We start from the raw sequence: 26,296 nt of genomic DNA, 5'->3' as shown, positions 1-26,296 counted from the left end.
GATAAGATATTCTTTTTAGGTTTTTTGAATTCTATGTATTCTTTGTTATTTAAATGGGGATTTTGAATAATTTTTACAATTTCTTTTGGTTGAATATCAAAGATTTCTATTTAATATTTCCTAAAGTATCAAATTTAAGCTAATTATTTGTCCAGTTATACTGTAGGTAGTTATTTCATCTTTCATAATAATAACAATAAAATCGCAAAAACAAGATGGCTACATTTACTAACAAAATTATTGAAAATATAAACTTCCCGTTAGATTCATATAAATTGTTAGTAAACTCTGATCCCCAAATGCTTCAAGTGCTGTAGTTGAAATTATTAATATGGGATAACTAAATCTACGTTACTACTTATCAGACGTCCTTTCACTCATTATTCTCATGCACGCTGACGAACCTAACTTTTTTCCTATTGCAACTCTTGAAAAATAATTTACAGTATTCTTTTGGACTTTTCTAGTATTTGAATAAAATCTAAAATGAGCTAAAACGGTTAAAGTAATTCTGTCAAATTAAGATCAATTGGAATTAACAAGCAAATTATACAAGCCCAAATCCGACGTGAGTTATACATAATCACCTAATCCATTGTTTCTACATTTCAATGTAATTGTGACATCCAGTTTTTAGCAAATTATGAATATGGACCGAGTGGGATTCGAACCCACGACCTCGGCAATGCCAATGCCGTATCCTACCAGGCTAGACGATCGGCCCCGTTAGATAGGGTTATTTATATCCACATAAATATTTGTTGATAAGACTATTAACGAGTTTATAGCATCTTTTAGAATTTAACCTTGAACAAGTTTTTCTCTATCTATTTTAGGCAATATTTGCTGGTGTGACGTCAAATAACTACTATCCAATCAGTTTTTAATTTCACTAGTTCAATAATAAAGGATGAGTGAAGGTGATTTATACCAAACAAGTACTAATCCATACATTGCCATTATTATTCCGAACAAGATAGATGGAAAAAAGTTTAAACCTATTCCGATAGAGTATATCAGTGGAGACAACAAAGAAGAGATTTGTATAATTAATGAGAGTCTCAAAATAGACTCTACTGGATTAACCAACAGAGAGGTTGTCGATGATTTTATCAGAAAATTTCTGTCAAATTGGAAAAGACTGAAAAACCACGAGAAGGCTAATAACTACATGTATCTAAACGCTCCTGAAATTCATCCTGATGAATATGAAAGTCTTAGGAAGAAATACTTGGACTTGGAGGATAATTATTTAAAAAAATGATAATTTATTGAATTCTTCCTCTTAACAATCAAATTAATCGAAACCAATTTAAGAAAAATTGTTGATGAATTTTTCAAATCTACAAAATCTCATCAGATTACCTTTCACATAGAGATAAAGTAAAGGTAATATTGATATAATATACTTCTTGTAGATTTGTATCGATGAAGAAGGCAGAGTGGTATGACTCGAAAAATATTCGGATAATGAAATTTTCAATTATTTTTATATTATTTTCAATTGTAATACAATTACCACTTTTTGAATGGAATTTAGCTTCAAGCTCTACAGGTAATGACCCTATATTACCTCAATCTAATCAGCTTGACCCCCAAAAAAATATCATTACTAGTCAGAATACAGGTAATTCTAATAGTAATGATGATGCAGGTGACCGAATCGCCAGTATACAAGAACAAACTAGTGATCCGAATGTGGATGACAGTCAAATAGAAGATGAAGGAAATAACACAGATGTAGTTAATCCCACACCATCAGTTTCTTTGAATAATGGTCAAGGTTCATCAAGTGGCCAAAAAAGTGTATCTGCAGAGATAATTCCTGCTTGTGGCCAAATAGTACAAGGGAGTGTAAAATTGGGGTCCAACCTTATTTGTGATAACGATGGACTTATTGTTGGAGGAAACGACACCACCATAGATATGAACGGATTCTCGCTCAAAGGACCGGGTATAGATAGCAATAAAGTTGGAATAATGATCGGAGGGCAAAATAATGTAACTATAACAGGTAATGGAATTATTTCCGGATTTCAATCAGGAATATATATTTCTGGAGGAACAGACGTTTACGCAAATGAAATAAACATAAATAATAACAAAGTTGCATTTTATCTTACTGGTGCGCAAAATGCACAAATTTCAAATAATATGGTAAGTGAAAATACAATTGGAGTTGCGTTACATTCTTCTAAAGATGCTCAAGTTAATTTTAACCAATTAAGTAACAATCGTCTTTCAGGGGTCACACTGATCAATACTGCAAATACTACGCTTCATGGAAACAACATATTAAATACAAGTAACGGCATATTTCTTGATACTCAAAGTTCCTTAAACAATGTGGATTTTAATAATGTATTTAACAACATATTAGACATCAATAATGCGAACAATCTGCCTATTAACATAAACAATAATCATTATTCAAATAATAACTGCCAAACTAGCTTACCTTCAGGACTATGTATAGGCAGATAATGTGATGCTTTATTTGCAGACTGGTATGTGACTGGTATTTTTAGATCAAGAACAAATCTCGTATAAATAAATAAATGAAGGAATCGGAATTTTCCGATTACTGGATAGGTAGGAGTGTACCGTTATTTGAAACGGGGGACTCGTTCATAGACATATTCATTGGTGGCATAGAAGTGGAATTACCAGCGCCCAGTTGAAGGTTGCTCATAACATTTTGCATCATCAACGGGATCCATTCATCCATAAATTTCGTATCCTCCATCATCGACGTCATAGTTTTCATCTCCTTTTCAGGGGTTAAAGCAAGCCCATAGATTGGTGTTTCACCAAAGTGATTATTGATTAATGATGGATCAATTTCAATAGCGAGTGTATTATTATTGTACGTCGTCCATGTGGTAGGTACATTCGACACTGGGCCGTCCTTCATTGAAATAGTTATGGTTCCTTGAATTATCTCATCAGTTCCATTCATTTTTACGTCACTAATCGTAGTGTTGGTAATCTGATGCATGTGAGGAGCAGATCCATTTTTCATCACCATATCAAATGTGGCGTGAAAACCAGAATCGGTGAGGTTTTCGGGGTCATAATAACCCATCCAGTGTCCTGCCAATACCCAGTCGTTATTTATGCTGGCTATAGGCCCATATCCGTAGTCATATTCAGAGAAAGTTGCTAATGTTGCGTAAGAATTTGTTGTACTAAGAGACAGCAAAATTCCTCCAATCAAAAATGTACTTAAAATTTTGAAAGTCGTAGCGTATTTAAACACAGAAATATCTTATAATTATTCATCTATAAAGCTTTTTGCATACAATAATACTGCAAAAAATTTTAATTCCCTCTTTAAAGTGAAGAGAACCATTGAAATATTTTTAGATTTTCAAAAGGGCAATCGCAAAATAATTAAAAGTATTTAATAGATTGCATCTAGTATAGAGAACATTCTTGCATTTTGTAAATTGGCAAAGAGACATTATGATTTCCAATATTGAAGGTCAGAAAGTAGTGATTAAAAGAAACAAGACGGTAAAGAATATCCACGAACATTTGCTAGTTTTCATGTTTACATTCATGTCTTTCATTCTGCTGCACCCATGCTCTCCGCTCAAGACAGGCAAATTCATCTTGCTCAACGAAGGTTTTTCTTCGAGAAGTGAATTGGAAAAAATCGGTATTCCGACCCCAAAACTGATAAAAATTGACCAGGAAACCATAGTGGAAGAATATGTGGAAGGTGGTGACTTGTATGCCTACCTCAAGAATAGCGATGACTTTGGCATAGTACAGCAAGTTGGCTCGATCACTAGAACCTTACATGATAGCGGAGCGTGTTTTATCGACAATAAAGCTCAGAACTATTTGGTAAGAAATTCAGAAATTTATCGTACAGATTTGGGACTGATACAGAACAAAGCCACGGAATTCATGAAAAGTTTGGACATTGGTATTTTTTTAGCCAGTTTGCTCGACTTGGAGAGTACAAAATACAAGAAAATTGAAGAAGAATTCCTAGAGGGGTACACAAGGAAAATAAAATCCAGTCGAAGTATACCTTATCTGTCAATAATAATAAGAAATATTGCTTCACTAGTGTTGGCAGCTAATCATAAAAATTTGGCAAAGAACCTACTCTCAAAGTCAGATATTCAATAAACCTAGATAGGAGGAAGCTCCACCTTTTTATCAAATCCACCTGAACCGAATTTACAGTAAAAACATTTGTCCGACATCATATATGGAATTTGTTGGATCACCACGGCTCCTAATTTTAATGCAATTTTGGTAATAATTCTATATTTTAAGGGCATAGCTGGAATCACCTCATTAAAATATACGTTGTAGTGATCAGGACAAAACTTTAAAGTTACATTAGAAGATGGCTTCTTATCAGCATCTATATTTTTACTATTGGTATTTAGAGTCTTGGCAACATTAATTTGCTCTCGTATATATTCGTGTTTGGGACAAGGACAATCCTTTCCTCCTGGATGTTTATAAGCTGGAGTATTTTTCCAATCAAAGTCTGGAAAATCTTTATCAAAATCATCCATCGGTAATCACATAATTAACTACAAGATAGAATATAAATATATGTTTAAAAAATTGCTCAATAGATTTCAAAATAACGTTTTATAAGTATAGTCTGTTAATCGTGGAATGACTTTCTGGCGAGTCCCAATTATGCTTCATAGTTTAGTCACTTGGCCTCTGAGAGTCTGTTGAAAGGCTGTGCAATTACAAGTACTGCATGGTGGTTGCTTTCATCACAAGTACAAAATGAGAAAAAATATATTTTTCCATATCTTAAGAGGTTATAAGCGGCGTGGTTCAAGAACAGAATAGTGGAAATTCAGCTACGGCTACTTCAGCTGCAGCTTCAGCTTCTACGACAAAAAAGGACAATAGATCAGAAAATACTATAGATTCAAATCAAAAAACCCTATTGGAATTCAAAAAATCTCTAATAGAGGAACAAAAAATAGGAGAAAGTCAAATCGAGAAAATCAATGAGAAAATTGAGCAAACAAAGAAAATCATTGATGAAGAACGGGTAAAATTGGAAGCCGAACGGCTCAAACTTAAACAAATCAATGAATTAAAGGACGCAGATTATGCAAAATTTACAGAATTGAAAACCAATCTAATTGAAGAAAGAAAAAGGATGAAGACCCTAGATTCGAAAGCTTCAAGTGGAGGTTCCAGGTCAAGGAGAGACCGGTTTAATATCACAAATCTGACCAAAGCTTTAGAGCAAATTGAAAAAGACATACAAACCAAAAAGTTATCGAAGGACGAAGAGAGACGCCTAGTTTTAAAGTCCAAGGAAATCGCGACAAGATTGCACGCACTAAAAGTGATCCATAAAAAAGAAGATACATACAAATCTTTGGCAACAAAGTTCGAAGACATAAAAGGCAAAATGAATCAAATTTTTGATCAAAAGGCAGACGTAGGTAAAGTAATCGGCAAGATAAAAGCAAATCTAGATGAATTACTAAACAAAAGAGAAGAACTGTACGAAGAAAGGAGAGGCGTAATTCACAAAGTGAGAGAAGCAGGAGCAAAAATTGAAATGGTAGATACTCAATTAAATGCGATCGAGTTTAAAAGGAACAGATTACAACATTCATCCGACAGACAGAGAAGATATAGTTCAGAGAGAAAAAGTAAGCACGAGATACCCCAAGATAAAATGCGTAAGAATAAGGAAAACCAGGAATTATGGAATTCATTAAAAGAAGTCGCTTTAAAGAAAATGTCCAGCGGAGAAAAGCTCACTTTTGATGAAATGAAATTAATTTACGCAGAAGAATCCGATTAATCCTCAAATGAAAGACCCCTTAAATTTTTTATTAGTTTTGAAATAAATTTTTATTTAATTACAAGTATTAAATAACGAGAAATTTACCTTACTTTAATCCTAACTGTTTAATTCGATTTATTATCAAATTTATATTCTTGACTTAATAATTTCAAAACAGGCTAGCGATAATACCAAGCAGGTATAGTAATAATTTGCAGAATAAGGTATATAGAAATAGTGAATAATTCTTGACGATTACTTTAAGAGGGATTGTAATTGATAAGCTACTCTCATATGCATTGATCCTTAACTTCAGATTCAAAAGCACGCTTACCTTCTTCGGACAGAAAGCTACGGATAGGCCAAATGGCCAATCATGATGCCAGTAATTCTCGGAACAGAGGATTGTAATTTTCTTTACGAAATGGGTCGATTTAAGCAATACTTTACCTTTGTATTTAGGGTGCAAATAATTTCTAACTTTTATTTTTATGCGGCATGCGATTTTATTTAACATATTACAACATGTTAATACACACAATAGTATTTAAGTGTATGTAGATGCTAACTAATGATAAAAGGATATTAAATAGCATAACATGTTAGAAAATGTATGCCTGTGAAGCGTGGTGGTAGAAGCGTGGTCACCGTTGAGATATTCTTAGAAAATTATGAAAAGATGAAAAAAAGAGCAATTCAAAAGAGGCTCAATATTAAAGAATATATCAATGATTTCTTGCAAGTATATCTTGAAAAAGAAGAATTTCTAGCCAGAGTTGCACCATCTTTGTCAGTTGATTCATACGAAGGAAACAGAATAACTCTAAAAGATGTAAAGAAGAAGATATTGGTCGATGTATTTTATGTTAATGGCGAACTGCAATGTGAAAGTGACCAGACTAATAATTGTATTCATACTAAATTTATTTGGATGATCCCTGAAATTTCAAGAATAAAGACAAACGGCAATAAGATTAAAGAGTAGGCTTAGGGTTTGATTCTAATTCAGAATCAGTAGGCCATGCCAATAAAGTAAAAAATATTCACAGTAGTCGCACAAATAGATTAAAGGTAAGGTTAGTTTATGCTGCCATGACTATCCAATAACTGTGTTGCTTAACACTTTTTAATCGCATTGAAATTCGTGATATTAGTGCAGAGGGTCTATTTAGCACCATATGGAGTTGGCTTAGGTCATGCAAGCAGGCTGATACTGCTAGCAGAGACATTGAATAAACCCGGCATTCAATTACTATTCTCATCCTTTGGCGAAGCATCGTTTTACATTAGAGGTCAAGGTTATACATGCAATGTTGTTCCCCCTGTCGAATTTCACTGGGGCAAAAATGGAGAATTTTCTGTAAAAAACAATATTGGTAAAATACCACAATGGCTAGTTAACTTGCCATGGCAGGTAAATCAAGAATTAAAATATCTGAAAAAATTTGATCCACATGTTGTGGTTTCAGATTCCAGACTCTCGCCGCTGGTTGCATCAAACATACTTAAAATCCCTCGAATATTAGTCATAAATCAAATTAAACTATTGCTTACCCCAAGATTAAGAGAATTTAAAGCGGCCAAAATCTTTGAAACATGCAATGCGGAGCTAATGGGGGGAATGTGGAATATCGCAGACAAAATATTGATTCCTGATCTTCCGCCACCTTATACGATATCTGAGGAGACAATTAATACGGTCAAATCAATAAAAAGTAAGATGAACTATGTTGGATTTGCAACCCCTCGCTTTGATTTAAATCAATCAAGTATTTTAAAAGTCAGAGAACAACTTAAGATTGATAATACAAAACCAGTTGTTTTTATCCACATTAGCGGACCCAAAGATACGAGACTGCCGATTATTACTGTTCTTATCGAAATACTCAAGAATCAATCCGCTTTTCAGATTATTATTTCCGAAGGAAAGGCTAATGGTAACATGGAACCCAGGAAAATAAATGACAACATCTGGTATTACGAATGGTGTCCCTACAGAGATGAGATCCTTTTTATCTCAGATATTTTAGTCATCAGAGGCGGACACACAGCAATTTCTCAAGCGATTCGTTTTGGTAAACCGTTTGTTTCTATACCTATAGACAATCACGGCGAACAATTATCTAATGCAGAGAAAATAGAAAAACTAGGTATTGGTATAAAGATTAGTTCTAAATCAATTGATCCTGACGCATTTATCAATACTTTAACTGAATTAATTCATGAAGCAAGTTATAAGAAAGAAATGAACAAACTCTCTGAAATTAGTAGCAAATTAAATGGAATCGAAAATATCAAAAAGATAATCCTCGCCTACTCTTAAAGTGTACTTTTTAAGATACTTCGACGAGAGTGGATGAAGATGGTCAATTGCAATTTCTTTTATCAAGATTTCCAAATCTTCATTGTATAATTCATCTTCTATCTGCTTCAGATTGTCAACCCCTAGCTCTGGTACCATACCCAGTTTTGCTAATCGGGAGATTTGTATTTCGAATTCGTGATTAGAATAATTAAATAATAGCGGTGTCAATGTGATCTTTTTAGATCGCTCAAAAATTGTAATCAACTCCTTTATGAACCATGGAGGATGAGCATAAGGAGTTAGTGGCAGGCTTACTTTACTAAAGTGAAGAATTGTTTCATCAAGGTTCTTTATTATGGTCTTTAAAAAAATTAGCCAGAGGTACCGCTTAGATTTTTCAATTATTTTTTCTCTATTATCATCACCACCATCTGAATGTTGGACTAATTTTGAAATATATTCCTCTAATGATAGTATATAGATATCAATCGAGGTAATAGAAGAGTCTGAAATGAGAGTTTCAAAAACTTTTAGCATCCTTTTCATACTTCGCTTTTCCAAGTAGAAAAAAAATGGAACTGGATTGTAACCAGATTTCAAAACGCTAAGGAATGAAATCAAAGAAATGCTATCAAATATAGGACACAATACATTGTCTTTAAGGAAATCAAGTGGAATGAGGTCTTTACCCTTAAAAGCTAATTTACTTATATAACATCGGTTATTTCCGAGAAGTATATAGATAATAACATCCGCTTCTCTATCATTTTCTGAGCGTTTGAATCTACCCGACTTTGCAGAAAGTTCACTATGAATATGAAATTCCATATCAAATTTCTTGACGGTACTTTCTCCATCTTCACAGGTTAGGGCAGTTGATCTTACTAATAGATAATACGTTTCACCATTAAGTAGCACATTGGAATAAGTGGAAATTACGGTATCTACAATAGTATTATAATCTAATTCAACAGAATTACCAACAAAAATGAATGTGACCCCTGAGAGCTTTTTTAAAATATTAATTGCATTCACCGACTGCGAAGTATCACTCAATCTCAATATAACGAAATAACCTTCTGTTCTTACAGATTGTAGCTTGAGGTCATTTGACTCTAATAAGATTGTTGCAGATTCCTTTATCAAATCCCTGGATTCTGTAGATTTAATAACTGGTTCTATTACAATAATTTTGTCCTTATCCAAATGCATTTCATATATTCCTTTATGAGGGATTCAAACCTCGCTGACAAAATAGGAAAAGGAATTAGGAATTAATAAATTCGAGAATACTGTTACGATCTTTCGCCTCTGGTACTTGATCAATATATTGTTTAAATGCTTCTTTCGCAGAGAGATTATCTCCCAAGTGCATATATGTTAACCCGAGGTTTTTATATATCGGTCCGTATCTGGTTGGGCTAATCTTTACAGCCTCAAGATAATATTTGTTTGAGGTACTGTAATTTCCCTTCTTTAAATAATAATTTCCCAGTCCCCTATACGCTAGATAGTATTTTGGATTTGAGTCAATAATTTTTTCGTAGTATTCTGTACATTTAGGATCGTTCTTTTCATTGAGAATACCTGCTAACATTAGTAATAAGTGGGGATTTTTACCTGCATCGTTGAATCGATCTAACGTTTCTTGGATTAAATCCATTGCCTCGTCTGTCCTGCCCATGATTTTTAACCTTTCAGCTTCCAAAGCCGCTCTATTTGATTGGTAAAATGAAAATACATCGTTCTTTAATATTTCTTTGACTTCTTCAGGATAGATAAGTATGGTTAAAAAGTCGTCTTGTTTCCATTCTTCTATAAATTTATCCTCTGGAATTGCACCAAACGAATCCGGTTCAGGAATGTAAGTAATAATTCTTTTCTCCACCTCATCGTAGCCACAAACAATTGTTGCAAATTGAATTGTGTCCAATATTCCTGGGAGAATGACAATAACAGGTAAACCCTGATCCAATCTTTTTTTCAAATCACTTATGGATCCTCGATAAATCACAGAAGACAGTTTCAGTCTTTTTTCAATTATTTCTAATCCTTCAACTAGAATACTTCCTTTATAACCCCCATAATTTTTTGCTCTAGTATCAATTTCTAAATTAGGGGGCTCCTCACCCCAAAATCTGGATATTACGTTAATAACTAGTGGGAAGACTGTTTTGTCTTCATTCTTATTTACAAGAGGTAATGATATTTGGTGAATACTACCATCTTCGCTTTTGAACACCTTTAATTTTGATAGAATTGCAAATAAAAATCATAATGCTTGAAAAACTGAATTAATTGGTAATTATCCACTACCTCAATCTTAAGAAATTATATAACAAATCCTTACCTTGTTTTCCGCTTTTTTCAGGATGAAACTGAGTTCCGAAAAGCGGTTTATTATTAAGGCAAAACAATTCATTTGTACAAGATTCTGATGATCCCAGCAATTTGAATTCATCTGAGAGAGTAGACAAACAAAAATTGTGGCTACCGTACATCTGCACTGATTTGTACCCTTCCAAGATGGGTGTAGGTTCTATAAGATCAATGTCAATAACGTTTTTTACCTTTTGAATTTTCTTTAATGTACATCCAAGGGTAAGGCCTAGTATTTGCCCCCCATAACATATCCCAAGCAACGGTTTATCCAATATTAAACATGCTTTTACTATCCTAGAATTAATCTTGTTAATTATGTTAGAGTTTTTTTGTCTTCCAGATAAAACGACGTTATCAAAATTTTGCAAGAAATCCAAATGAGTATCTATCGTATGAATCTGATTACAATCATAACACTCAAACTTGTTCTCAAATTCATTAAAGATGCTTACTATGTCGTTAATAAATGGAGAAAAATTATTTACCAGTAGAGTTTTCAATTGCTGTTTAAAATTAAATAATCATTCAAATTATTTTTAGTTTACGGTGGATTCAAACTAAATTTTAGGTTAGATGCAGGCAATCCCTCCAGCTTCTCTAACTCCGCATTTAACAAACTTGTGAAAAAATTTTAAGATAGGATGGTCTTGATTATATGTGATAGGTATTTGAGGGCAAGAAAACCAATATTATTGGTGGATGATTCACCTGCTTCAGAGAGAGTCATAAAGCTGTTTTTGGATGGCGACGTGGATTTTGTAAAATACCATATTAAAAATTTTGAAGAAAGCTGTTGCGCGGAACTACCCACTACTAAAGCCCCTTCAGTAATTGCGGTTGAGGGCATATTTCGAGATGAATCAGTAATCGCTAGTTATGTTGAATTTGTAAAGCAAAAGAAATCCCAAGTACAAGAAAAGGTTAATACAGATAGTTCATTTTGGTGATTCTATTATTTCATTGCATTTTTTCGTATGAATAAATGTTTGCGAACAGAAACGAACTGGCATCTTCTATTCTTATCCTTTCTTGTTTCATTGAATCTCGATATCTGACAGTTATGGAGTCATCTTCTAATGTTTGATGATCAATAGTAAAAGCAAATGGGGTTCCTATTTCTTCCAGCCGTCTGTAACGACGACCAATTGATCCTGCTTCATCATAAAATATGTCAAAGTCCTTTTGGATAAGTGTCAACAGTTTGTTTGACTTTTCTTTGAATTCAGGTTTTTTTAAAAGGGGAAGAACCCCCGCGTGAATTGGAGATAAATATGGTCTCAGTTTTAGTACGGCCCTGTCTTCGTTTTCACGGTCCACAAAATAAGAGTGTTCAATGATTGAGTAGATACACCTGTCTACACCAAGAGAAAGTTCGAATACGTGAGGAAGAACCTTTACTTCCTCATCCATCACCTCAAGATTAGTTTTGCTGGTAACTGAATGAGATTTAAGATCATAGTCGGATCGATAGTTACATGCTACCAACTCGAGCCATCCGATAGAAGTATCTACTTCAAAATCAAATGCAACCGTTGAATAGAAGGCTTTTTCGTCATCTGAAAGCCGTCTAAGCCTAGTTCTTTTCTTATCTATACCGGTTTTTTCAAAAAATTCAACTAATAAAGCCAAATAATATCCCACCAATTTATTGGGAAGAATATTTCTGTCTAGTGCTTCCTGGACAGATAACTCCAGATAATGACCATCATAAAATCTCAACAAAGTGTCCTTTACATCGTCGAATTTGCTTAGGTCATTGAGTTTAGATGGATTACAAAATACTTCTATTTCGGCTTGATAAAATTCTCGAAGTCTTAGCAACCCTTGCCGTGGGGAGATCTCGTTTCTAAAACTTTTTCCAATTTGGGCGATACCTAGGGGCAACTTTCCTCTACTGACCTTATAAATCCTTGAAAAATCTACAAAGATAGATTGACAAGTCTCCGGTCTCAAATAGGCCTCATCATGATTGGGGCCAATCTCGATCTTAAACATCATGTTGAATCTTTCCGCGTTTGATAATTCCCCCTTACATAAAGGACATGTGACATTATTTTCTTTGATCAAATTGTCAACAAATTCATTGGCCAATCTTTCTGGCACCTCGACGTTAGCAACTTCCTGAATCAACTTATCGGCTCTAAAAGAGCTAGAACACTTTTTGCACTTTACGACAGGATCTGTAAAATTGCTTAAATGTCCTGAAGCGGTAAATACACTTTTGCTCATAATCTGTGATCCGTCAATTTCCAGCATATTATCACGTCGTACTAATTCTCTACGCCATAAATCTAGAAACTTGTTCTTCATCCTGACGCCATTTGGTCCGTATTCCCAGAATCCTGCGCTAGCGTCAGCATAAAGTTCACTGCTAGGAAAGTAAAATCCCCTCTCTAAAGCAAGTTGTATAATTAGATCGTATGTATTCATTGATTAATAATCTTATTAGAAAATTCAGATCCTTAAATCTATTTGTAAAAAATAAATACCAACTTTTATTTCTAAACTTGTAATTTTTAGAATAGCTGGTGATAAAAGTACATGTTAATACTTTATCATTCTTGGTATTTGCTAACTTTGTATATGTCAGGCAGGAGATTTGTTAGACACTATTTCAGAAATTTATGAGAATGTAAAGCAAATTATGAATTCAAAGAACTTTTTTCTAAATGTACTTCCAGCATTTTAACGCTCTTTCACCTATTACGCAGTCATTCTTTCAACCAACTATATATCTCACATTTTATTGTCAGATTCATCTTCGTTGTAACTAACTCTTTCATTTGTTATATCAGTGGTTATGATTCTTGTTTCCTTAACTGGTCTCTTTTTGATTACTACTTCTTCGCGTATATAGGGACTTTTGATTACTACTGGAACTTCTCTTTTTAATGGGATTGAGATCTGTGTTTTTGCGGATACTGGTCTTTCAATTTCTGGCTTGTATTCTACATTGGACGATTCTGAAGAGTCTTTAGTATCCTTGATCTTATTGTCAAATGGTATGCGTTCAATACTTACTTTTTCATAAGTGAGCTCAATTTCGACGGTTTTGGTTTCTTTGACCGGATCTTTAATGATGTCGACTTTATCCTCTACAATCTTTTTTGCAATCTCCAAATTTTCGCCTATTACTGGTATCGTGGTTTCAATTTCTCCGGACATGTCAGACGATTTGAATGTTGAATAATCTTTAAATTGTGGATCAATTGGTTCCTCGTACTCGAGCAAATCATTCTCGTTAACCTTTACTCTTAAAATATCTCCATCAAAATTTTCTACAGTAGAAATTGGTATAATGTATCTCTTTTTATTGAGTAAACCCTTTTGTATAATGACAAAATTATTACCTACTTCGGCCACTTCACCTAAATCTAGCCCGTCTGTACCAATTACCTCCTTTTTGAGAACATTATCCCAGTTTATTTTTGCCTTATTGTTACTAACAGACACATTTCATATTGATAGCAAGATATATAAAATAATATGGATTTGGTTTTTTTAAATCTGCATTTTATAGTATCTATTTTTATGAAATCTCTTCTCTGTGATTTCCGGGAAACTTTAAGATAAGTTTCTCTCTTTTAACTTCTACATCGATTTTGCGATTTTCAAGTACTTCATACTTTCTCAAATGTATTTCGCCTAACTTGACCATTCGCTTATTGACAATAACTTCTTCGCCCCACAGTTCAATCTTATATGGGTCTGTTGACGTGCTACCTGAAGAATCAGATATTGGAACGGTTTTTTCAGTAATAATATCTTGTTTTGTTATGTGTGACGCATGCTTTGCATTGACAATGTTTATCTTGCCCTCATTCGCATTCCTTTTTGCTTCTTTCTCTAATTCGGTTTTTTCATTAATGAATACTTCTGAAAGTTTTCCTTTTATTCGAGAGAGAATCTCAACTACTTCCTTTTCGTCAAAGGAATCTAAATCTTTACCATTGATAAATAACTCTTCATGTTGGACTGGAATCTCAATTTTTTTCTTTGAAGTAATCCATTTTTTTTCGATATACAAGTGTCCATTTTCCTCTTTTTTAGTAACATCAAAATTCTCATTATAAAGTGGAATCCTGCTCACTAATTCCTCCGATTTGATAAGTTCATTATCGTTAATCTTATCTAATTCGCTAATACCTCCAAAGGTACTATTATTTGCCAAATTTATTCCGAAAACATCCTTATCGTTAGATTGTGATTTCAAAATTCTATCCCTTAATAAAGTGTATGAAATAGTATATACATCTTTTATTTTGTTCAAAAAAGGTGTGTAATATTAGATTTATTATTTTTTTTCTAGGATAGAAGCATGGAATTCTGAATGTACTAGATTCCTGGGTCTAATAACTATGGGATAAGAATTTTGAATGAGTTCAAATTTATTTTCAACATTGAGGTAAATCTTTGGCACGGTGTCATCTTTTGGCATTTCTTCTTTTATTCTGATCACACTAATCCTTGTGTGAAAGAAAGTTAATAAACCTAATTAGATTGAGGCTTTATCTTTTAAAGGCAAGTAATTGCGTACTGTTAGACTTGCTCACAAGTAACCTAACTTGTGTGAGAGAGATTACATCCAGAATTGACCATATCTAGAGGACAAAATAAAGATAAAACAAGCGGTACCTTAATCTCGTTAGTTCTAATCACATGAGCAACAGAGGGTTCAGTGCAATGCCACTTGCATTCATTTAGTTTACTAACTGCTTAACGTAATCTAAATTTTCCTTGTCCCCTCTTAAAGAATCGATTGGTGTTTCCAATATGAAAGGCAAGTCTGTTAATCGCTTGTCATTGACCAGTTTCTTAAAGCCGCTTTCGCCTATTTTTCCCAGGCCAATATGATAGTGCCTATCGAGCTTGGATCCAAGATCACCCTTAGAATCATTAAGATGAATTAATTTCAAATGCTTAAATCCTATACATTTTTCCACCAAGTCAAGCAAATGATCGATTCCCTTATCTGTTGACAAATCATACCCTGCTGCAAACAGGTGACAGGTATCTAGACAGATACCATATTGAGATGTGCCTAGTGCCTCAAGTATGAGTTGAATTTCTTCCACCTTGCTACCAATACTATTTTTTTGGCCAGCACTATTTTCTAGTAATATTTTTACATTATTCTTCGACAATCCCTTATCTACATGATCTTGAACAGCTCTCTGACAGGCATCGACTAATTGGGATATTCCATTCTTCTCGCCCTTTCCCAAATGACTTCCTAGGTGAATGACTAGATATGGTATGCTTAAGGAATTACAACGAGTTATTTCATCTGTAAGCGCAGTGACGGATTTTTCATACATTTCACTGGTAGGTGCGGATAAATTAGGTAAGTAAGGCATATGTACTACTACAGAATTGGGATTGATAGAGCTCTTTTGCAAGCTTTCCTTAAATTGAAGTACCTCGTCTTCTCCTAAAACCTTGGCATTCCATTGTCTTGGATTCCTACTAAAGATCTGAAAGGATGTACATCCGATACTAGTAGCATTCGCTACCGAATTAGAAATTCCACCTCCTATAGAGACGTGGACACCAAGTTTTAATGCCAATACATCTGAAATTACGTCTTACACACATAAAGTTTAATGGTAAAAGATTTTGTAAAATATACTATTTTGCGTAAGTCGCTTCTTGAGAATCTAGGGATACCATACGAATCTATGTTGATACGAATTTAACACGTCTTAACTTTATTGTTAGATAGCTTTTCCACATAGGATTGAACAATAACGTTCTATGAGGTAAATTGACCGTTATTATTATAAATCATGTGTAAATTATTTTACACACTTTATTACAAGATTATTTGAAGATATTTTTACTATAGATTAATCAAAATAAATTAACATTATTTGTTTTCAAACTGCTTATATCGTTTGTTTGATTGCTATGGTTAGACGAGATGAATGATAAAGATCTAAATATAGTTTGGGTATGTACTCAATGTAATCAAAATTTCTTATTTTATTCAGATATTCAGGATCACAAGGCAACGACGGGTCATTCCAGAATATATAAATTTGATTTATTATCCGGGCGCATGATAGATAAGATCGAAATGAGCTGATTAGATATACATAAAAAGAGGTCAATTCAATCAATATCAAAAGCCGGGGTCGCCTAGCCTGGAAGGGCGCAAGCCTGGAAATCTGGTACTATAGAGCTTGTGGCCCGTGAGGGCCTCGAGGGTTCAAATCCCTCTCCCGGCGCCTTACTCGAGGAGACTATCATCTATCAACAGAATATGGTGGTCCAAACTTTCAATATTAATTAACAGTTATCTAGGTAACAGTGTTTTTTCTAGCGATATTTGCTGTTTATTTTATTCCTTGTTTTGCTTTTCAGATGAAACCCTCTCAGCGTTGGCTATCTCAAAGGCAGCTCTGATAATAGCATTAGTCGTCATAGATTCAACGAACAATGTATACGTAGTCTCGTCAGCAGCGTTTTCTATTCTCTTATCTGGTCTTACAATTTCTCTTTTTTCAAGTCGGTCGATTGCTTCTGAGACAATCTCCTTGGATAATACCAAATCTTTAGCTACTTGATCTGCCGAATAAGAATGAAACCTGTGAGATATAAAATAGTCCAAAATTCTTGCAGTAGCATGTCCTGTAAAAAGCCTTCCAAATACTCCAATTGGTTCCTTTGATTTTTCTTCCTCGTGCAGTTGTTCCATGTTATATCAAAAGCATATTTATCGTAATGTTTTTCAAGGTTATGGTTTAACCTATCTTCGTTCCTGCAACTAGGGCTTATATTATAAAACACCGTTTAACTGTCAAAGCTAACGCAAGGCGCTGATACTATTATAATTTGCATAATATTTTTAATAATAATTTTTTCATTCTAATTTCATAGGTTTTTTAGTCGAATGTAAAAAATACCTAATTTTTGCTATAACAATGAATTTGACAAATTACAGCATAAAGTTATCGGTATTAATATTATTTGCTTTTGTATTAGTAGGGGTTACGAGCGAATTTGTTCCCAAAGTGTCAGCAACTATATCAATGGATTTTGACCTTGATGAATTTACTGACTTTCCAGGGTTAGATTTGCTAAGGGGACCACCTGGACCACAGGGTGAACAGGGAGAGCAGGGACCAAAAGGTGATACTGGAGCACAAGGACCACAGGGAGAGCAGGGACCAAAAGGTGATACTGGAGCACAAGGACCACAGGGAGAGCAGGGACCAAAAGGTGATACTGGAGCACAAGGACCACAAGGACCACAGGGTGTGCAAGGGCCTAAAGGTGATACTGGAGCACAAGGACCACAAGGACCACAGGGTGTGCAAGGGCCTAAAGGTGATACTGGAGCTGAAGGACCACAAGGTGATACTGGAGCTGAAGGACCACAAGGACCCCCAGGGCCAGAAAAAGATCTTAGCATTAGGACTGTTGAAGGTGATATAGTACAAAATGGTGTTTCTAATGGACAGCCTAGAAAAAGTGTTGCATCCTGTGATTCCGATGAAGTCTTGACAGGAGGAGGCTTTGAAAAATCTGGAGCTACAACAACAATGTATAGTAAACCGGTCGATAATTCATGGGAAGCTGCCGGACACGCCGCCCCCGGAGGACCTTCCTATACTCAAGCCTATGCTCAATGCCAAAAATTAACTCCTTCTTCCTAGAACCCATTGACCATGTTTTTTAATATTTTTTTATGTTCTTAAACGAAAGATACTAATTGTTACTATCTATTTCACTAATCTATTTGCGATCGTAAGACGGCTATAGTTAAAGTGGTGTTTAAAAGAGAGAGGTCATCAGGTTATACAAGAAAGTATTGATAGAGCCACGTTAGATTTGACTTTATTCGTTCCATTATTTTGAGTTTTACCAAATTAAATCCGTGCTTAGACATTTTTCCAAAAATTTCGATGGTATCAATGGATTCAAGGGTATTATTTTAACAAATATGATAATTACTAGGAATTTGTCTTTTATACATTTTTTGAGCATGGTAGTATAATGGAACTAACCAGAAAACAAAAAAAAGAATTAGTAATAAAGATGCATGAAGATGGTAAGACCTATCGAGATATGACGAAAGCAGCAAGACTCTCTCCAAGAGACATTAGTATTATACTAAGAGAACATTACAAAGAACCAGAGCCAGAAAAACCTAAATCAAATAGAGCAAAGGCTTTTCTAATGTTCACAGAAGGAAAGGACACCATTGAGGTTCTGCAAACTCTAGATTTGGATTATAATGAGGTTAGAGGTTACTATGGAGAATACCTGACCTTAAAGAACATGACTGAATTTATTGATTTCTACAGAAAAAATCAACGATTCATACCATTTCTGCTTGAGGTTGTAGAGAAACTAAAGCATAGGGAATTATTTGATACTGAGGTGGATATACTAATCGGCTATCTGAGTCAGCTTCATTATTTCGATAGTATGAAAGACCAGCTACAACATGAGATAAATTGTTTGCTACTTGATAAAAAAGTATTAGAAGATGAAATAAAAACACTAGAAGACATTAAAGCAAAACTTTCGTATCGTCCAAACAGATTTACATCTCTATCAGAAGATTCATAAATAATTGATGGAACTTGGTTCACTGTTCCTCTAAAATTTCCTAAAATCAATTCTTATTAATATTTGATTGGACTCTAACTGAAAGCTTTTCTATTATTTGATCTAATCTAAGTCAATCTTGATACTAAATATTGGTTGTTCTGTCTGTTGTTCTGAAACACCATTCCCATTCTGAGATAGAGCCGATTTTTGAGCATTAACCTCCAGAGGGAAATGGATTGAAACCATTCCTATGGATAAAGTAAGGAAAATAAAAAACAAGGTTAAACCTAATCTTTTAGTGTTCAATATTAATTAGAATTGAATTATATTAATATTAGCTATTGTTCTTCATAGTCTTAGAAACTAGCAGAAATATTTTACTATCGGTTTTCACTCTGACCATTTATAGATAGAATTGATAGTCACCAAGGAAATCAAAGAGCGAAGGGATCATAAAGGTCGTCTTATTGACTTTACAGTGTGTATGAAATGCTATCACTTTATCCATTTTGAAGATGAACCCATCGGAGCTGATATTAAATGTCATTATTGTGATACTGACCAATACATTACTTTGTAGCATTATTACATTCTTGATTATAAAGCACCGTCCTCTAAAGAGAGCGGCGCTATGGTGTATATTCCCATTAATGGTAGCTTATAAGGCTTGTTCTACAGCTAGGATCTAGGAAATCTAGTTGAGGGTAGAAGTATCCAAGCTACCACCTTTTGTTGGGATTCTGTTACTAGTGTCCTCATTATTCCCATTCCCACCATTATCATTCGGTGTATGATCTTCAACTCCTTCGGTTGATGAAGTAGCCGGGCTTCGATTGTCTTCTGCTTGAGTGTCATCAAAAATTTGGCCATTGTTTAGGGTATCTGATATAGGTGGTCTTGGTTTATCGTCACTGCCACCATCTCGATATTGAAGCTCGGGCTCAGTGCAATTGATATAACCTCTTGTCCCACCATCCTCACATTCCATACAATATTCTTCCTTGTCGAGATTCTCGCCTACGCCTCCTGTTCCCGGTGGAACGGATTCATGCCAGCAACAATTGAATACTGCAGCACCATTAGGACCCTGTTTTTTTCCAGTATCAATGCAAATACCCGGATCACCTGGATCCATCTTTGGAAGTGCGTATACTATTGGTGGACTAGCCACCATTGCTAGTGCTAGATATATTACGACAGTGACTATAGAGATTAAATTGTAGTTTGCTCTCATAATTTTTGTCATAGGTATCTCGTAAAAAAAGTTGCTGTTATCAATAATTCTAACAACATTGAAGAGTGTGATTTTAATATTCTTTCTTCGATAATAAAGTCCAAATACCTATTTCACCGATACCCCAAGACAAAACAAACCGTTATTTTGTCACGGTATTCTTTTGGGTAGTGGCAACAGATACGGCTTTTTCTATCATCTGTTGTGCATTCTCAAGTATAGGAGTTGACTGATGAGCTAACAACAATTTATCAACCTTGAGATTCAAAATGTTCTTTGCCGATACGATAGAAGTTTGCCAATCCTTTGTTACTACCGGTGGGGGAACAAAAAGCCCGTCAGTATTCAAAATAGAATTAAAAAGGATATCTCCACCAATGAGAATACGGCGCTCTTTGTCATAGAGGGATATATGGCCGGGTGTATGTCCAGGTGTATGAATAACTTGCAGGGTGTTTCCAATTTTATCCCCGTCTTTCAATAGCCCATCAATGACAATTGGGCCAACTTTTAAGTTCCCGAATTTTTCTGTTACTATGTCAATACTAGTCCCCATTAACTTTAAAACATGTTCAAGGGCATCTCTATCTGGTGGACCGTTATACTGTAATTCGTGTGACAGGTATGCAGCCTCTATCCAATGTGAATAAATTTTGGCGGCCGTTTTCTTCTTTAATGCGTTGACAGCCTCAACATGGTCTGGATGCAAATGTGTAAGAACAATTCGGTTTATGTCTTTGATATCAATACTCGCTTCTGACAAATATGATTCAAACGTCGGAATACTGCAAGCAAAACAAGTGTCTACAAGAGTATAGTCTCCTGGTTTTTCTTCAATGAGATAGGACACCATTCCTACTGTTGGTATTGGATGATCCAACCCATCTATGGAGTGTACCCCAGGAACAATTTGTGCCATATATATTATAGATTCTCCTTGGCAATAAGGCTTTTGTTATAAAAAGCAAAGATCCTGCAAATACGTTATTCTTGATCCAAATTTATCAAGTTTCATCAGGATCTGGCCCTATGGGCGGCTCTGTTTATATCTTATGAAATTATTTTCCGATTATGTATCGCTATATTGACTCTGCTGAACATTCTTTTCTTCAAAATGATAAGACATATCAAAGGATATTAGAACAACTAAACATATTCGTTTCTAATCTGGAATCTGAAGAAGAAGATAAACGTCTAATTTTAAGAATAATTTCAAACTGTTATCATAAACATCACAATTCAATAAAGTAAATCACAAAGCGACACAGAACTAATACTTTCAACTATACTCGCGCTACTACTAGATCAGACAAAAGAAATTGAATCATTAGAAAAAGCTAAGGATCAATAATTGATATATGCACAATTAACAATTTGTTTAGATCTAAAGTTATTGGAGCCCTGAAGGATTAATGATTACAATCAGATATTCGACCGACAGATTATAATACCAGACAAGCGTGGACAAGAATTAGAAAACATATCAAAAACAAGCCGAAGACAAACAATTGAGCAGATTCAAAAACAAATTTTAGTATTGTTAGTCTGTTTTACAGATTCGCAAGACGATAATACCTGCTTTAGAATAAGGTTGAAAGGCTTTTAGATTTTGAGTGAATTTGCATGCTAAAAAAGAGATACAGCTATTCTAATTCAGTATCATCATCCTCTATTTTTATGACTAATTTTCCATTGGTTAGCTATTTTTTTAATTTTTCATACTCGTCGTATTCCCACAATTCTGGGAACAAATCTTCTGTAAATGAGTATAATTCCCGGTTCTGTCTCATCATCGGGTGTTGAAAAAGGGTGTTTAGTTTTGGGTGGTGAAATCGGTGAAATTCTATATAATATACCATCTTTAGATTCCACAATAATTACTTCTCCAAAATTATCAGTATCACTTTTAACAAACCATTTATATTTTAAATCCTTTATAACAATTTGACAAGAATGAGAAAGAAATTTTAATTCCGCAGGATGATCGGCCCTAAATTGGGAAAATATTTGTTAGGACAGTGAATTTCTATTCAAACCTTAAGAACCTTTTTATGAATATGCTAATGGAACTCAATTAATAGAAAAAGGAAAAACTACTTTGGTATGTTTAGTTGGCGGTGCTGCAACAATTCTCGACACCTTTAATCCAAAGATGAAAACAGCGGTATTAGAGACAAGTCAAATGTATTGTCCGCAATTACAATATGCCTAAACAAGCATCCGTTTTCTTTAATTTCTTTTTAATTTACCTGGGCTTGAATTGCTTTATTGGAGCAGTGTGCCATTAATAATAATCCTTAGGGTAAAGCTATAATCTTGTACCGTTTTGGTACATTTATTAAGCGTTCAAGATAATCTTTGAAATAAAAAAATCGATGATCGAATTTAGTTGGTATCTATATACGGTAACTTATTCTTAAAAAATTGCGCGAAATTTTATAGTCATCCCTTCTCCACTATCCCAATTTAGGTCGTGAATTTCTGATTGACTATATTTCTATGAGCTATACAACATAAATCTTTTTTAAAATTAATTAGTACCTTATAATTTAGAAAATATCCAATTATCTGGATTTTGAATAAAACTTTAAATCGTTGGCAAAATCACAACTTAATTAATAAATATAACCTGCAATATCTAGAATTTGATGCTTATACATAAATCAATTGTTTTTAGTTTATTACTGTGTTTTTCCTTGTTGTCCGGAATGTCAGTCACTTTCGGACAGGTATCCAATTTTTCTAATCAATCATCATTTAATTTCTCAGATTCGACTGATACTATGGTTACTAGTTCAAATGAAGTTACAGGAAAGAATGTGAGCAATGCTTTGCCTACGCTGACTAATTCAATGAATCAAATAACATCTGATGTACAATCCTTAAAGAATACATCAAGCACTTTAGAATCTGATGTACAATCCTTAAAGAATACATCAAGCACTTTAGAATCTGATGTACAATCCTTAAAGAATACATCAAGCACTTTAGAATCTGATGTACAATCCTTAAAGAATACATCAAGCACTTTAGAATCTGATGTACAATCCTTAAAGAATACATCAAGCACTTTAGAATCTGATGTACAATCCTTAAAGAATACATCAAGCACTTTAGAATCTGATGTACAATCCTTAAAGAATACATCAAGCACTTTAGAATCTGATGTACAATACAAAGATACTATTACAAAGATATATAATTCAACCATAAACTCCTTAGCGAAAATCGATTCTTATGGAGATAATAATCAATCCGATTACAGATCGGGCTCGGGTTTTATTATTAATGTGAATGATACTGTCTCTTTGTTGACCTCGGGCAATCTAGTATCTGATACGGACAGCGTAGTCATAACTTTAGGTGATGGTAATAAATATAGAAGCGACCTATTAGGGTTCGATCCTGTAACTACTCTTGCATTACTTTCATTAACAGAAGTACCTAGAGATAAGATTATTCCTTTGGAGTTGGCTAATTCTACTGGTGTAAATGTGGGTCAAGAAGTTGTCGCTATAGATACTTTTCTAGATTTCTCAAATTTGATCACCAGTGGTATAATCAGTGGTATCGAGAAGTCTATTCCAATATTCAGTCCTATATTAACAAACCCTCCAACCAAATACCCAAATGGAATTATAACTGACTTGAATCCTCGTTCAATGGGTTATGGAGGTGGACCATTACTGAATGTTAATGGACAAGTAATAGGTATGAACATACAAAGTTACTCTGATTTGAGTAATTCTCAAGTTACATTTGCTATTCCTTCAAATTCAATCGAAAAAATAATCCCAAAACTCAATTCTCAAGGACATTATTTACATCCATGGCTTGGGATTACGGGAATAGATGTAACACCAGATATAGCTGAGACTTTAAATTTGGAAGAGGCTAGAGGTTTCTTAGTCACTTCGGTTTCGAACCAAAGTCCATCTAAATTGGCTGGAATTTTAGGCGGGGATAATGTGACATCTATTAATGGACGTCCAATTACATTAGGAGGAGACGTAATTCTCAAAGTTGATAACAAAGATATCAACAGCATCGAGGAGATTTTATTATATATAGAAAATGAAAAAAATGTGGGAGACAATGTTTCACTGACAGTATTTCGAAATGGAATATTACAAACAATAAATGTTCTCTTGCATGCTAATCCCGATGTTATGCACCCCTTACCTGATGTTATGCGCCCCTTACCTGATGTTATGCGGCAAATAAGTTAAGTTTCTTAAAGCCATATATTGTATTTGATATGGCAGTCATCTTCCCAATATGGGACAAAGACTGAAACCACTAATATAACTAGTGTCAAAGGATTAGTTGATCTTAGTACTTTATATTATAAGCCCATAATTGAAAGAAAATGCAAATCAACCTACAGTAAATTCCAACTATTGATTCACTAGAGTTGATTAATCCCTTCTTATCATAAAGAGTTGTAATAATTAGTAATATCTTTGGTTATCTTTGTTTAAAGCAAAGCTTCATTGACTACATCTTTATCAATTCTCATGATTGATCCAAAAGTTAAGATTTTCATACTGTCAATAAGGTGTCTCATCAATGCTTAAATATACAGAAATTAATCTAGTGTCATGAATTTTAGATCTATTATATTTGCTTTGACTTTATCTATCACATTTACAATCCCATTTTTCGGTCAATCGCATGCACAAGTTACATGGGAAACCTTTGAGGAAAAGAATGGAGTATTTTCAATTCAAATTCCATCCAATTGGAATTTCGAGGAAATACCAGATGCTGAAAAGCTAGCCTCCATTGACTATATGTTTGTTTATGAGAGTGGAAGAGATTCATTTGCATGGGTTGAACTCATGATTAACAAGACAACTAATTTGAATACTAGCTCCATTGCAGAATCTTATTTGTCACAGTATCAACAATTTGATGACTTCAATCTATTAGAGCCAATAGAATGTGATACCTATACCTTAAACGAGGTTCCTGCTTGTTCCTTTTTATCTAGTATACAATTAGAAGGCGAACAAAGAAGAAATGTTCTAAACGTGGTGTCTGTAACTCCAGATGGTATCCAAACCGAAGTTGTCTTCATAACATCAAGTAATATATATGAATCATTTTTGCCCGTAGGCGAATACATCATAAACTCACTTACTATAAACCCAACAACTGTTGAAAGTATATTAGAAGACCAACCAGTAGAGCATATGCAGTCAGAAATTCCGGTCATCCCCGCACAAAATGACACTACACTACAGTCAGAAATTCCGGTCATCCCCGCACAAAATGACACTACACTACAGTCAGAAATTCCGGTCATCCCCGCACAAAATGACACTACACTACAGCCTGACACTCCATCTATTCCGTCACAAACCGAAACCCAAACTCAAATATTTAGTTCTGCATTAGACACATTTGTAAGCTCAGACCCTCAAGGCTTCGGTGTTTATGAAGAAAGAGATTCAAGTATATTTAGTCCAGGCGAAGATATGATTCTGTATATAGAACCCGTAGGATTTGAATATGGGACTACCGAGGAAGGTGATAAATCTCTTTATACAATTAACTTCTCCGCAGATTTTGCAATCTCTGATACTGAGGGAAACATCCTGACCGGCGATAAGGACCTTCCAGTTAGTGAAATCGTCTCACATCATCAGAATAAGGAAGTTTTTATCCCTTTTACAATATCTCAAACATCCCCATTTCCTGAAGGTGACTATGTAATAACATATACCATTCATGATAGTAATTCGGGGAATAGCTTTGATCTAATCAAAGAAATTACTATTTCAGAAGACTAACCCCTCTACTTTATTTCATCTACCGTTACGAAAAACTCCATCATGCTAGGTGCTAATATCAGTACATATTCTATGCATGATCTCAACTCTGTAAGAAGTTTTGATATTGTAAATGAGACAGTTCATAACTCAAATGCGATTTTTCACTCTCATTATTTCTGAAATAAAATGGAGATGAGTCTTACAATTATTAATCTATACTTGAGTTTTACGGTTAGTTAGATCAT

25 protein-coding genes and 2 tRNA genes are annotated in these 26,296 nt (G+C 34.3%); 12 read left to right on the top strand and 15 right to left on the bottom strand.

The features are described 5' to 3' along the window. Window positions 1-650 precede the first annotated feature (650 nt). Window positions 651-724: transfer RNA gene (locus ACMT7R_RS11320), tRNA-Ala, on the bottom strand. Between the two features lie 186 nt (window positions 725-910). On the opposite strand from ACMT7R_RS11320, the gene ACMT7R_RS11315 reads away from it, so the two are divergent. After that, on the top strand, window positions 911-1,264 hold the full coding sequence (locus tag ACMT7R_RS11315) for a hypothetical protein (protein ID WP_415312019.1): 354 nt from the start codon (window positions 911-913) through the stop codon (window positions 1,262-1,264). 164 nt (window positions 1,265-1,428) lie between these two features. Beyond that, on the top strand, window positions 1,429-2,484 hold the full coding sequence (locus tag ACMT7R_RS11310) for a right-handed parallel beta-helix repeat-containing protein (protein WP_415312018.1): 1,056 nt from the start codon (window positions 1,429-1,431) through the stop codon (window positions 2,482-2,484). Between the two features lie 97 nt (window positions 2,485-2,581). Here ACMT7R_RS11310 and ACMT7R_RS11305 read toward each other — a convergent pair whose 3' ends face one another. Next, the gene (locus tag ACMT7R_RS11305) at window positions 2,582-3,259 is read right to left on the bottom strand and encodes a hypothetical protein (RefSeq protein WP_415312017.1); all 678 of its coding nucleotides are present in this window, start codon (window positions 3,257-3,259) and stop codon (window positions 2,582-2,584) included. 176 nt (window positions 3,260-3,435) lie between these two features. Here ACMT7R_RS11305 and ACMT7R_RS11300 point away from each other — a divergent pair, with 176 nt between their 5' ends. Then, entirely contained in the window at window positions 3,436-4,143 is a 708-nt protein-coding gene (locus tag ACMT7R_RS11300) for a hypothetical protein (protein WP_415312015.1), read from the top strand. Window positions 4,144-4,145: 2 nt separating this feature from the next. Here ACMT7R_RS11300 and ACMT7R_RS11295 read toward each other — a convergent pair whose 3' ends face one another. Next, complete coding sequence (locus ACMT7R_RS11295) at window positions 4,146-4,541, bottom strand: hypothetical protein (RefSeq protein WP_415312014.1); 396 nt, start codon at window positions 4,539-4,541, stop codon at window positions 4,146-4,148. A gap of 272 nt (window positions 4,542-4,813) precedes the next feature. Between ACMT7R_RS11295 and ACMT7R_RS11290 the strand changes: the two genes are divergently transcribed. From ACMT7R_RS11290 to ACMT7R_RS11280, 3 genes are all read left to right on the top strand, one after another. Beyond that, on the top strand, window positions 4,814-5,812 hold the full coding sequence (locus ACMT7R_RS11290) for a coiled-coil protein (protein WP_415312013.1): 999 nt from the start codon (window positions 4,814-4,816) through the stop codon (window positions 5,810-5,812). A 595-nt stretch (window positions 5,813-6,407) separates the two neighbouring features. Next, complete coding sequence (locus tag ACMT7R_RS11285) at window positions 6,408-6,779, top strand: hypothetical protein (protein WP_415312011.1); 372 nt, start codon at window positions 6,408-6,410, stop codon at window positions 6,777-6,779. A gap of 159 nt (window positions 6,780-6,938) precedes the next feature. Beyond that, entirely contained in the window at window positions 6,939-8,117 is a 1,179-nt protein-coding gene (locus ACMT7R_RS11280; protein ID WP_415312010.1) for a glycosyltransferase, read from the top strand. Here ACMT7R_RS11280 and ACMT7R_RS11275 read toward each other — a convergent pair. From ACMT7R_RS11275 to ACMT7R_RS11265, 3 genes are all read right to left on the bottom strand, one after another. Then, window positions 8,070-9,305 (bottom strand): hypothetical protein, encoded by a 1,236-nt coding sequence (locus ACMT7R_RS11275; RefSeq protein WP_415312009.1) that lies wholly within the window; start codon window positions 9,303-9,305, stop codon window positions 8,070-8,072. The two genes, ACMT7R_RS11280 and ACMT7R_RS11275, sit on opposite strands and share 48 nt — an antisense overlap. Before the next feature lie 61 nt (window positions 9,306-9,366). Then, window positions 9,367-10,341: a tetratricopeptide repeat protein gene (locus ACMT7R_RS11270; protein ID WP_415312008.1), complete on the bottom strand. Its 975-nt coding sequence runs from the start codon at window positions 10,339-10,341 to the stop codon at window positions 9,367-9,369. 70 nt (window positions 10,342-10,411) lie between these two features. Continuing rightward, window positions 10,412-10,981 (bottom strand): glutamine amidotransferase-related protein, encoded by a 570-nt coding sequence (locus ACMT7R_RS11265; RefSeq protein WP_415312007.1) that lies wholly within the window; start codon window positions 10,979-10,981, stop codon window positions 10,412-10,414. 147 nt (window positions 10,982-11,128) lie between these two features. Here ACMT7R_RS11265 and ACMT7R_RS11260 point away from each other — a divergent pair, with 147 nt between their 5' ends. After that, complete coding sequence (locus ACMT7R_RS11260; RefSeq protein WP_415312005.1) at window positions 11,129-11,428, top strand: hypothetical protein; 300 nt, start codon at window positions 11,129-11,131, stop codon at window positions 11,426-11,428. A gap of 10 nt (window positions 11,429-11,438) precedes the next feature. On the opposite strand, the gene glyS is transcribed toward ACMT7R_RS11260, so the two are convergent. The 4 genes from glyS to ACMT7R_RS11240 all read right to left on the bottom strand — a co-directional run bounded on the left by glyS (window position 11,439) and on the right by ACMT7R_RS11240 (window position 16,048). Then, window positions 11,439-12,911 carry a glycine--tRNA ligase gene (gene glyS / locus ACMT7R_RS11255; protein WP_415312004.1) on the bottom strand — a complete coding sequence of 491 codons (1,473 nt, stop codon included), beginning with the start codon at window positions 12,909-12,911 and terminating at the stop codon, window positions 11,439-11,441. Between the two features lie 306 nt (window positions 12,912-13,217). Further along, entirely contained in the window at window positions 13,218-13,934 is a 717-nt protein-coding gene (locus ACMT7R_RS11250) for a YsnF/AvaK domain-containing protein (protein WP_415312003.1), read from the bottom strand. Window positions 13,935-14,010: 76 nt separating this feature from the next. Then, on the bottom strand, window positions 14,011-14,694 hold the full coding sequence (locus ACMT7R_RS11245) for a DUF2382 domain-containing protein (protein ID WP_415312002.1): 684 nt from the start codon (window positions 14,692-14,694) through the stop codon (window positions 14,011-14,013). Between the two features lie 487 nt (window positions 14,695-15,181). Further along, window positions 15,182-16,048, bottom strand: coding sequence for a deoxyribonuclease IV (locus ACMT7R_RS11240; RefSeq protein WP_415312000.1), 867 nt, complete (start codon window positions 16,046-16,048; stop codon window positions 15,182-15,184). Between the two features lie 560 nt (window positions 16,049-16,608). On the opposite strand from ACMT7R_RS11240, the gene ACMT7R_RS11235 reads away from it, so the two are divergent. Continuing rightward, window positions 16,609-16,708 (top strand) — tRNA-Ser (locus tag ACMT7R_RS11235). A gap of 113 nt (window positions 16,709-16,821) precedes the next feature. Here the strand turns inward: ACMT7R_RS11235 and ACMT7R_RS11230 are convergent. Further along, on the bottom strand, window positions 16,822-17,178 hold the full coding sequence (locus ACMT7R_RS11230; protein WP_415311999.1) for a hypothetical protein: 357 nt from the start codon (window positions 17,176-17,178) through the stop codon (window positions 16,822-16,824). 226 nt (window positions 17,179-17,404) lie between these two features. Here ACMT7R_RS11230 and ACMT7R_RS11225 point away from each other — a divergent pair, with 226 nt between their 5' ends. After that, the gene (locus ACMT7R_RS11225; protein ID WP_415311998.1) at window positions 17,405-18,139 is read left to right on the top strand and encodes a hypothetical protein; all 735 of its coding nucleotides are present in this window, start codon (window positions 17,405-17,407) and stop codon (window positions 18,137-18,139) included. A gap of 340 nt (window positions 18,140-18,479) precedes the next feature. Beyond that, window positions 18,480-19,058, top strand: coding sequence for a hypothetical protein (locus ACMT7R_RS11220; protein WP_415311997.1), 579 nt, complete (start codon window positions 18,480-18,482; stop codon window positions 19,056-19,058). Between the two features lie 102 nt (window positions 19,059-19,160). Here ACMT7R_RS11220 and ACMT7R_RS11215 read toward each other — a convergent pair whose 3' ends face one another. The 4 genes from ACMT7R_RS11215 to ACMT7R_RS11200 form a co-directional block, all read right to left on the bottom strand. Continuing rightward, window positions 19,161-19,346, bottom strand: coding sequence for a hypothetical protein (locus ACMT7R_RS11215; protein ID WP_415311995.1), 186 nt, complete (start codon window positions 19,344-19,346; stop codon window positions 19,161-19,163). Between the two features lie 388 nt (window positions 19,347-19,734). Continuing rightward, the gene (locus ACMT7R_RS11210) at window positions 19,735-20,286 is read right to left on the bottom strand and encodes a hypothetical protein (RefSeq protein ID WP_415311994.1); all 552 of its coding nucleotides are present in this window, start codon (window positions 20,284-20,286) and stop codon (window positions 19,735-19,737) included. 130 nt (window positions 20,287-20,416) lie between these two features. Beyond that, window positions 20,417-21,193: an MBL fold metallo-hydrolase gene (locus tag ACMT7R_RS11205; RefSeq protein ID WP_415311992.1), complete on the bottom strand. Its 777-nt coding sequence runs from the start codon at window positions 21,191-21,193 to the stop codon at window positions 20,417-20,419. A 797-nt stretch (window positions 21,194-21,990) separates the two neighbouring features. Further along, window positions 21,991-22,146, bottom strand: coding sequence for a hypothetical protein (locus tag ACMT7R_RS11200; protein WP_415311991.1), 156 nt, complete (start codon window positions 22,144-22,146; stop codon window positions 21,991-21,993). Between the two features lie 836 nt (window positions 22,147-22,982). Between ACMT7R_RS11200 and ACMT7R_RS11195 the strand changes: the two genes are divergently transcribed. Then, the gene (locus ACMT7R_RS11195; RefSeq protein ID WP_415311990.1) at window positions 22,983-24,503 is read left to right on the top strand and encodes a trypsin-like peptidase domain-containing protein; all 1,521 of its coding nucleotides are present in this window, start codon (window positions 22,983-22,985) and stop codon (window positions 24,501-24,503) included. A 372-nt stretch (window positions 24,504-24,875) separates the two neighbouring features. Then, on the top strand, window positions 24,876-26,069 hold the full coding sequence (locus tag ACMT7R_RS11190) for a hypothetical protein (RefSeq protein WP_415311988.1): 1,194 nt from the start codon (window positions 24,876-24,878) through the stop codon (window positions 26,067-26,069). Window positions 26,070-26,296 lie beyond the last annotated feature (227 nt).

Source organism: Candidatus Nitrosocosmicus sp. FF01 (genome assembly GCF_047711275.1).
Taxonomy (GTDB): Archaea; Thermoproteota; Nitrososphaeria; order Nitrososphaerales; family Nitrososphaeraceae; genus Nitrosocosmicus.
Note: the sequence above shows the minus strand (reverse complement) of the source record. Positions and strands in the feature narration are given on the sequence as shown.

What these genes read in the sequence shown, in the direction of transcription:
- glyS (WP_415312004.1), bottom strand. Translation starts at nt 12,911, where the DNA reads ATGAATACATACGATCTAATTATACAACTTGCTTTAGAGAGGGGATTT.
- ACMT7R_RS11210 (WP_415311994.1), bottom strand. Translation starts at nt 20,286, where the DNA reads ATGACAAAAATTATGAGAGCAAACTACAATTTAATCTCTATAGTCACT.
- ACMT7R_RS11285 (WP_415312011.1), top strand. Translation starts at nt 6,408, where the DNA reads ATGCCTGTGAAGCGTGGTGGTAGAAGCGTGGTCACCGTTGAGATATTC.
- ACMT7R_RS11230 (WP_415311999.1), bottom strand. Translation starts at nt 17,178, where the DNA reads ATGGAACAACTGCACGAGGAAGAAAAATCAAAGGAACCAATTGGAGTA.
- ACMT7R_RS11310 (WP_415312018.1), top strand. Translation starts at nt 1,429, where the DNA reads ATGAAGAAGGCAGAGTGGTATGACTCGAAAAATATTCGGATAATGAAA.
- ACMT7R_RS11190 (WP_415311988.1), top strand. Translation starts at nt 24,876, where the DNA reads ATGAATTTTAGATCTATTATATTTGCTTTGACTTTATCTATCACATTT.
- ACMT7R_RS11225 (WP_415311998.1), top strand. Translation starts at nt 17,405, where the DNA reads ATGAATTTGACAAATTACAGCATAAAGTTATCGGTATTAATATTATTT.
- ACMT7R_RS11195 (WP_415311990.1), top strand. Translation starts at nt 22,983, where the DNA reads ATGTCAGTCACTTTCGGACAGGTATCCAATTTTTCTAATCAATCATCA.
- ACMT7R_RS11295 (WP_415312014.1), bottom strand. Translation starts at nt 4,541, where the DNA reads ATGGATGATTTTGATAAAGATTTTCCAGACTTTGATTGGAAAAATACT.
- ACMT7R_RS11315 (WP_415312019.1), top strand. Translation starts at nt 911, where the DNA reads ATGAGTGAAGGTGATTTATACCAAACAAGTACTAATCCATACATTGCC.
- ACMT7R_RS11205 (WP_415311992.1), bottom strand. Translation starts at nt 21,193, where the DNA reads ATGGCACAAATTGTTCCTGGGGTACACTCCATAGATGGGTTGGATCAT.
- ACMT7R_RS11220 (WP_415311997.1), top strand. Translation starts at nt 18,480, where the DNA reads ATGGAACTAACCAGAAAACAAAAAAAAGAATTAGTAATAAAGATGCAT.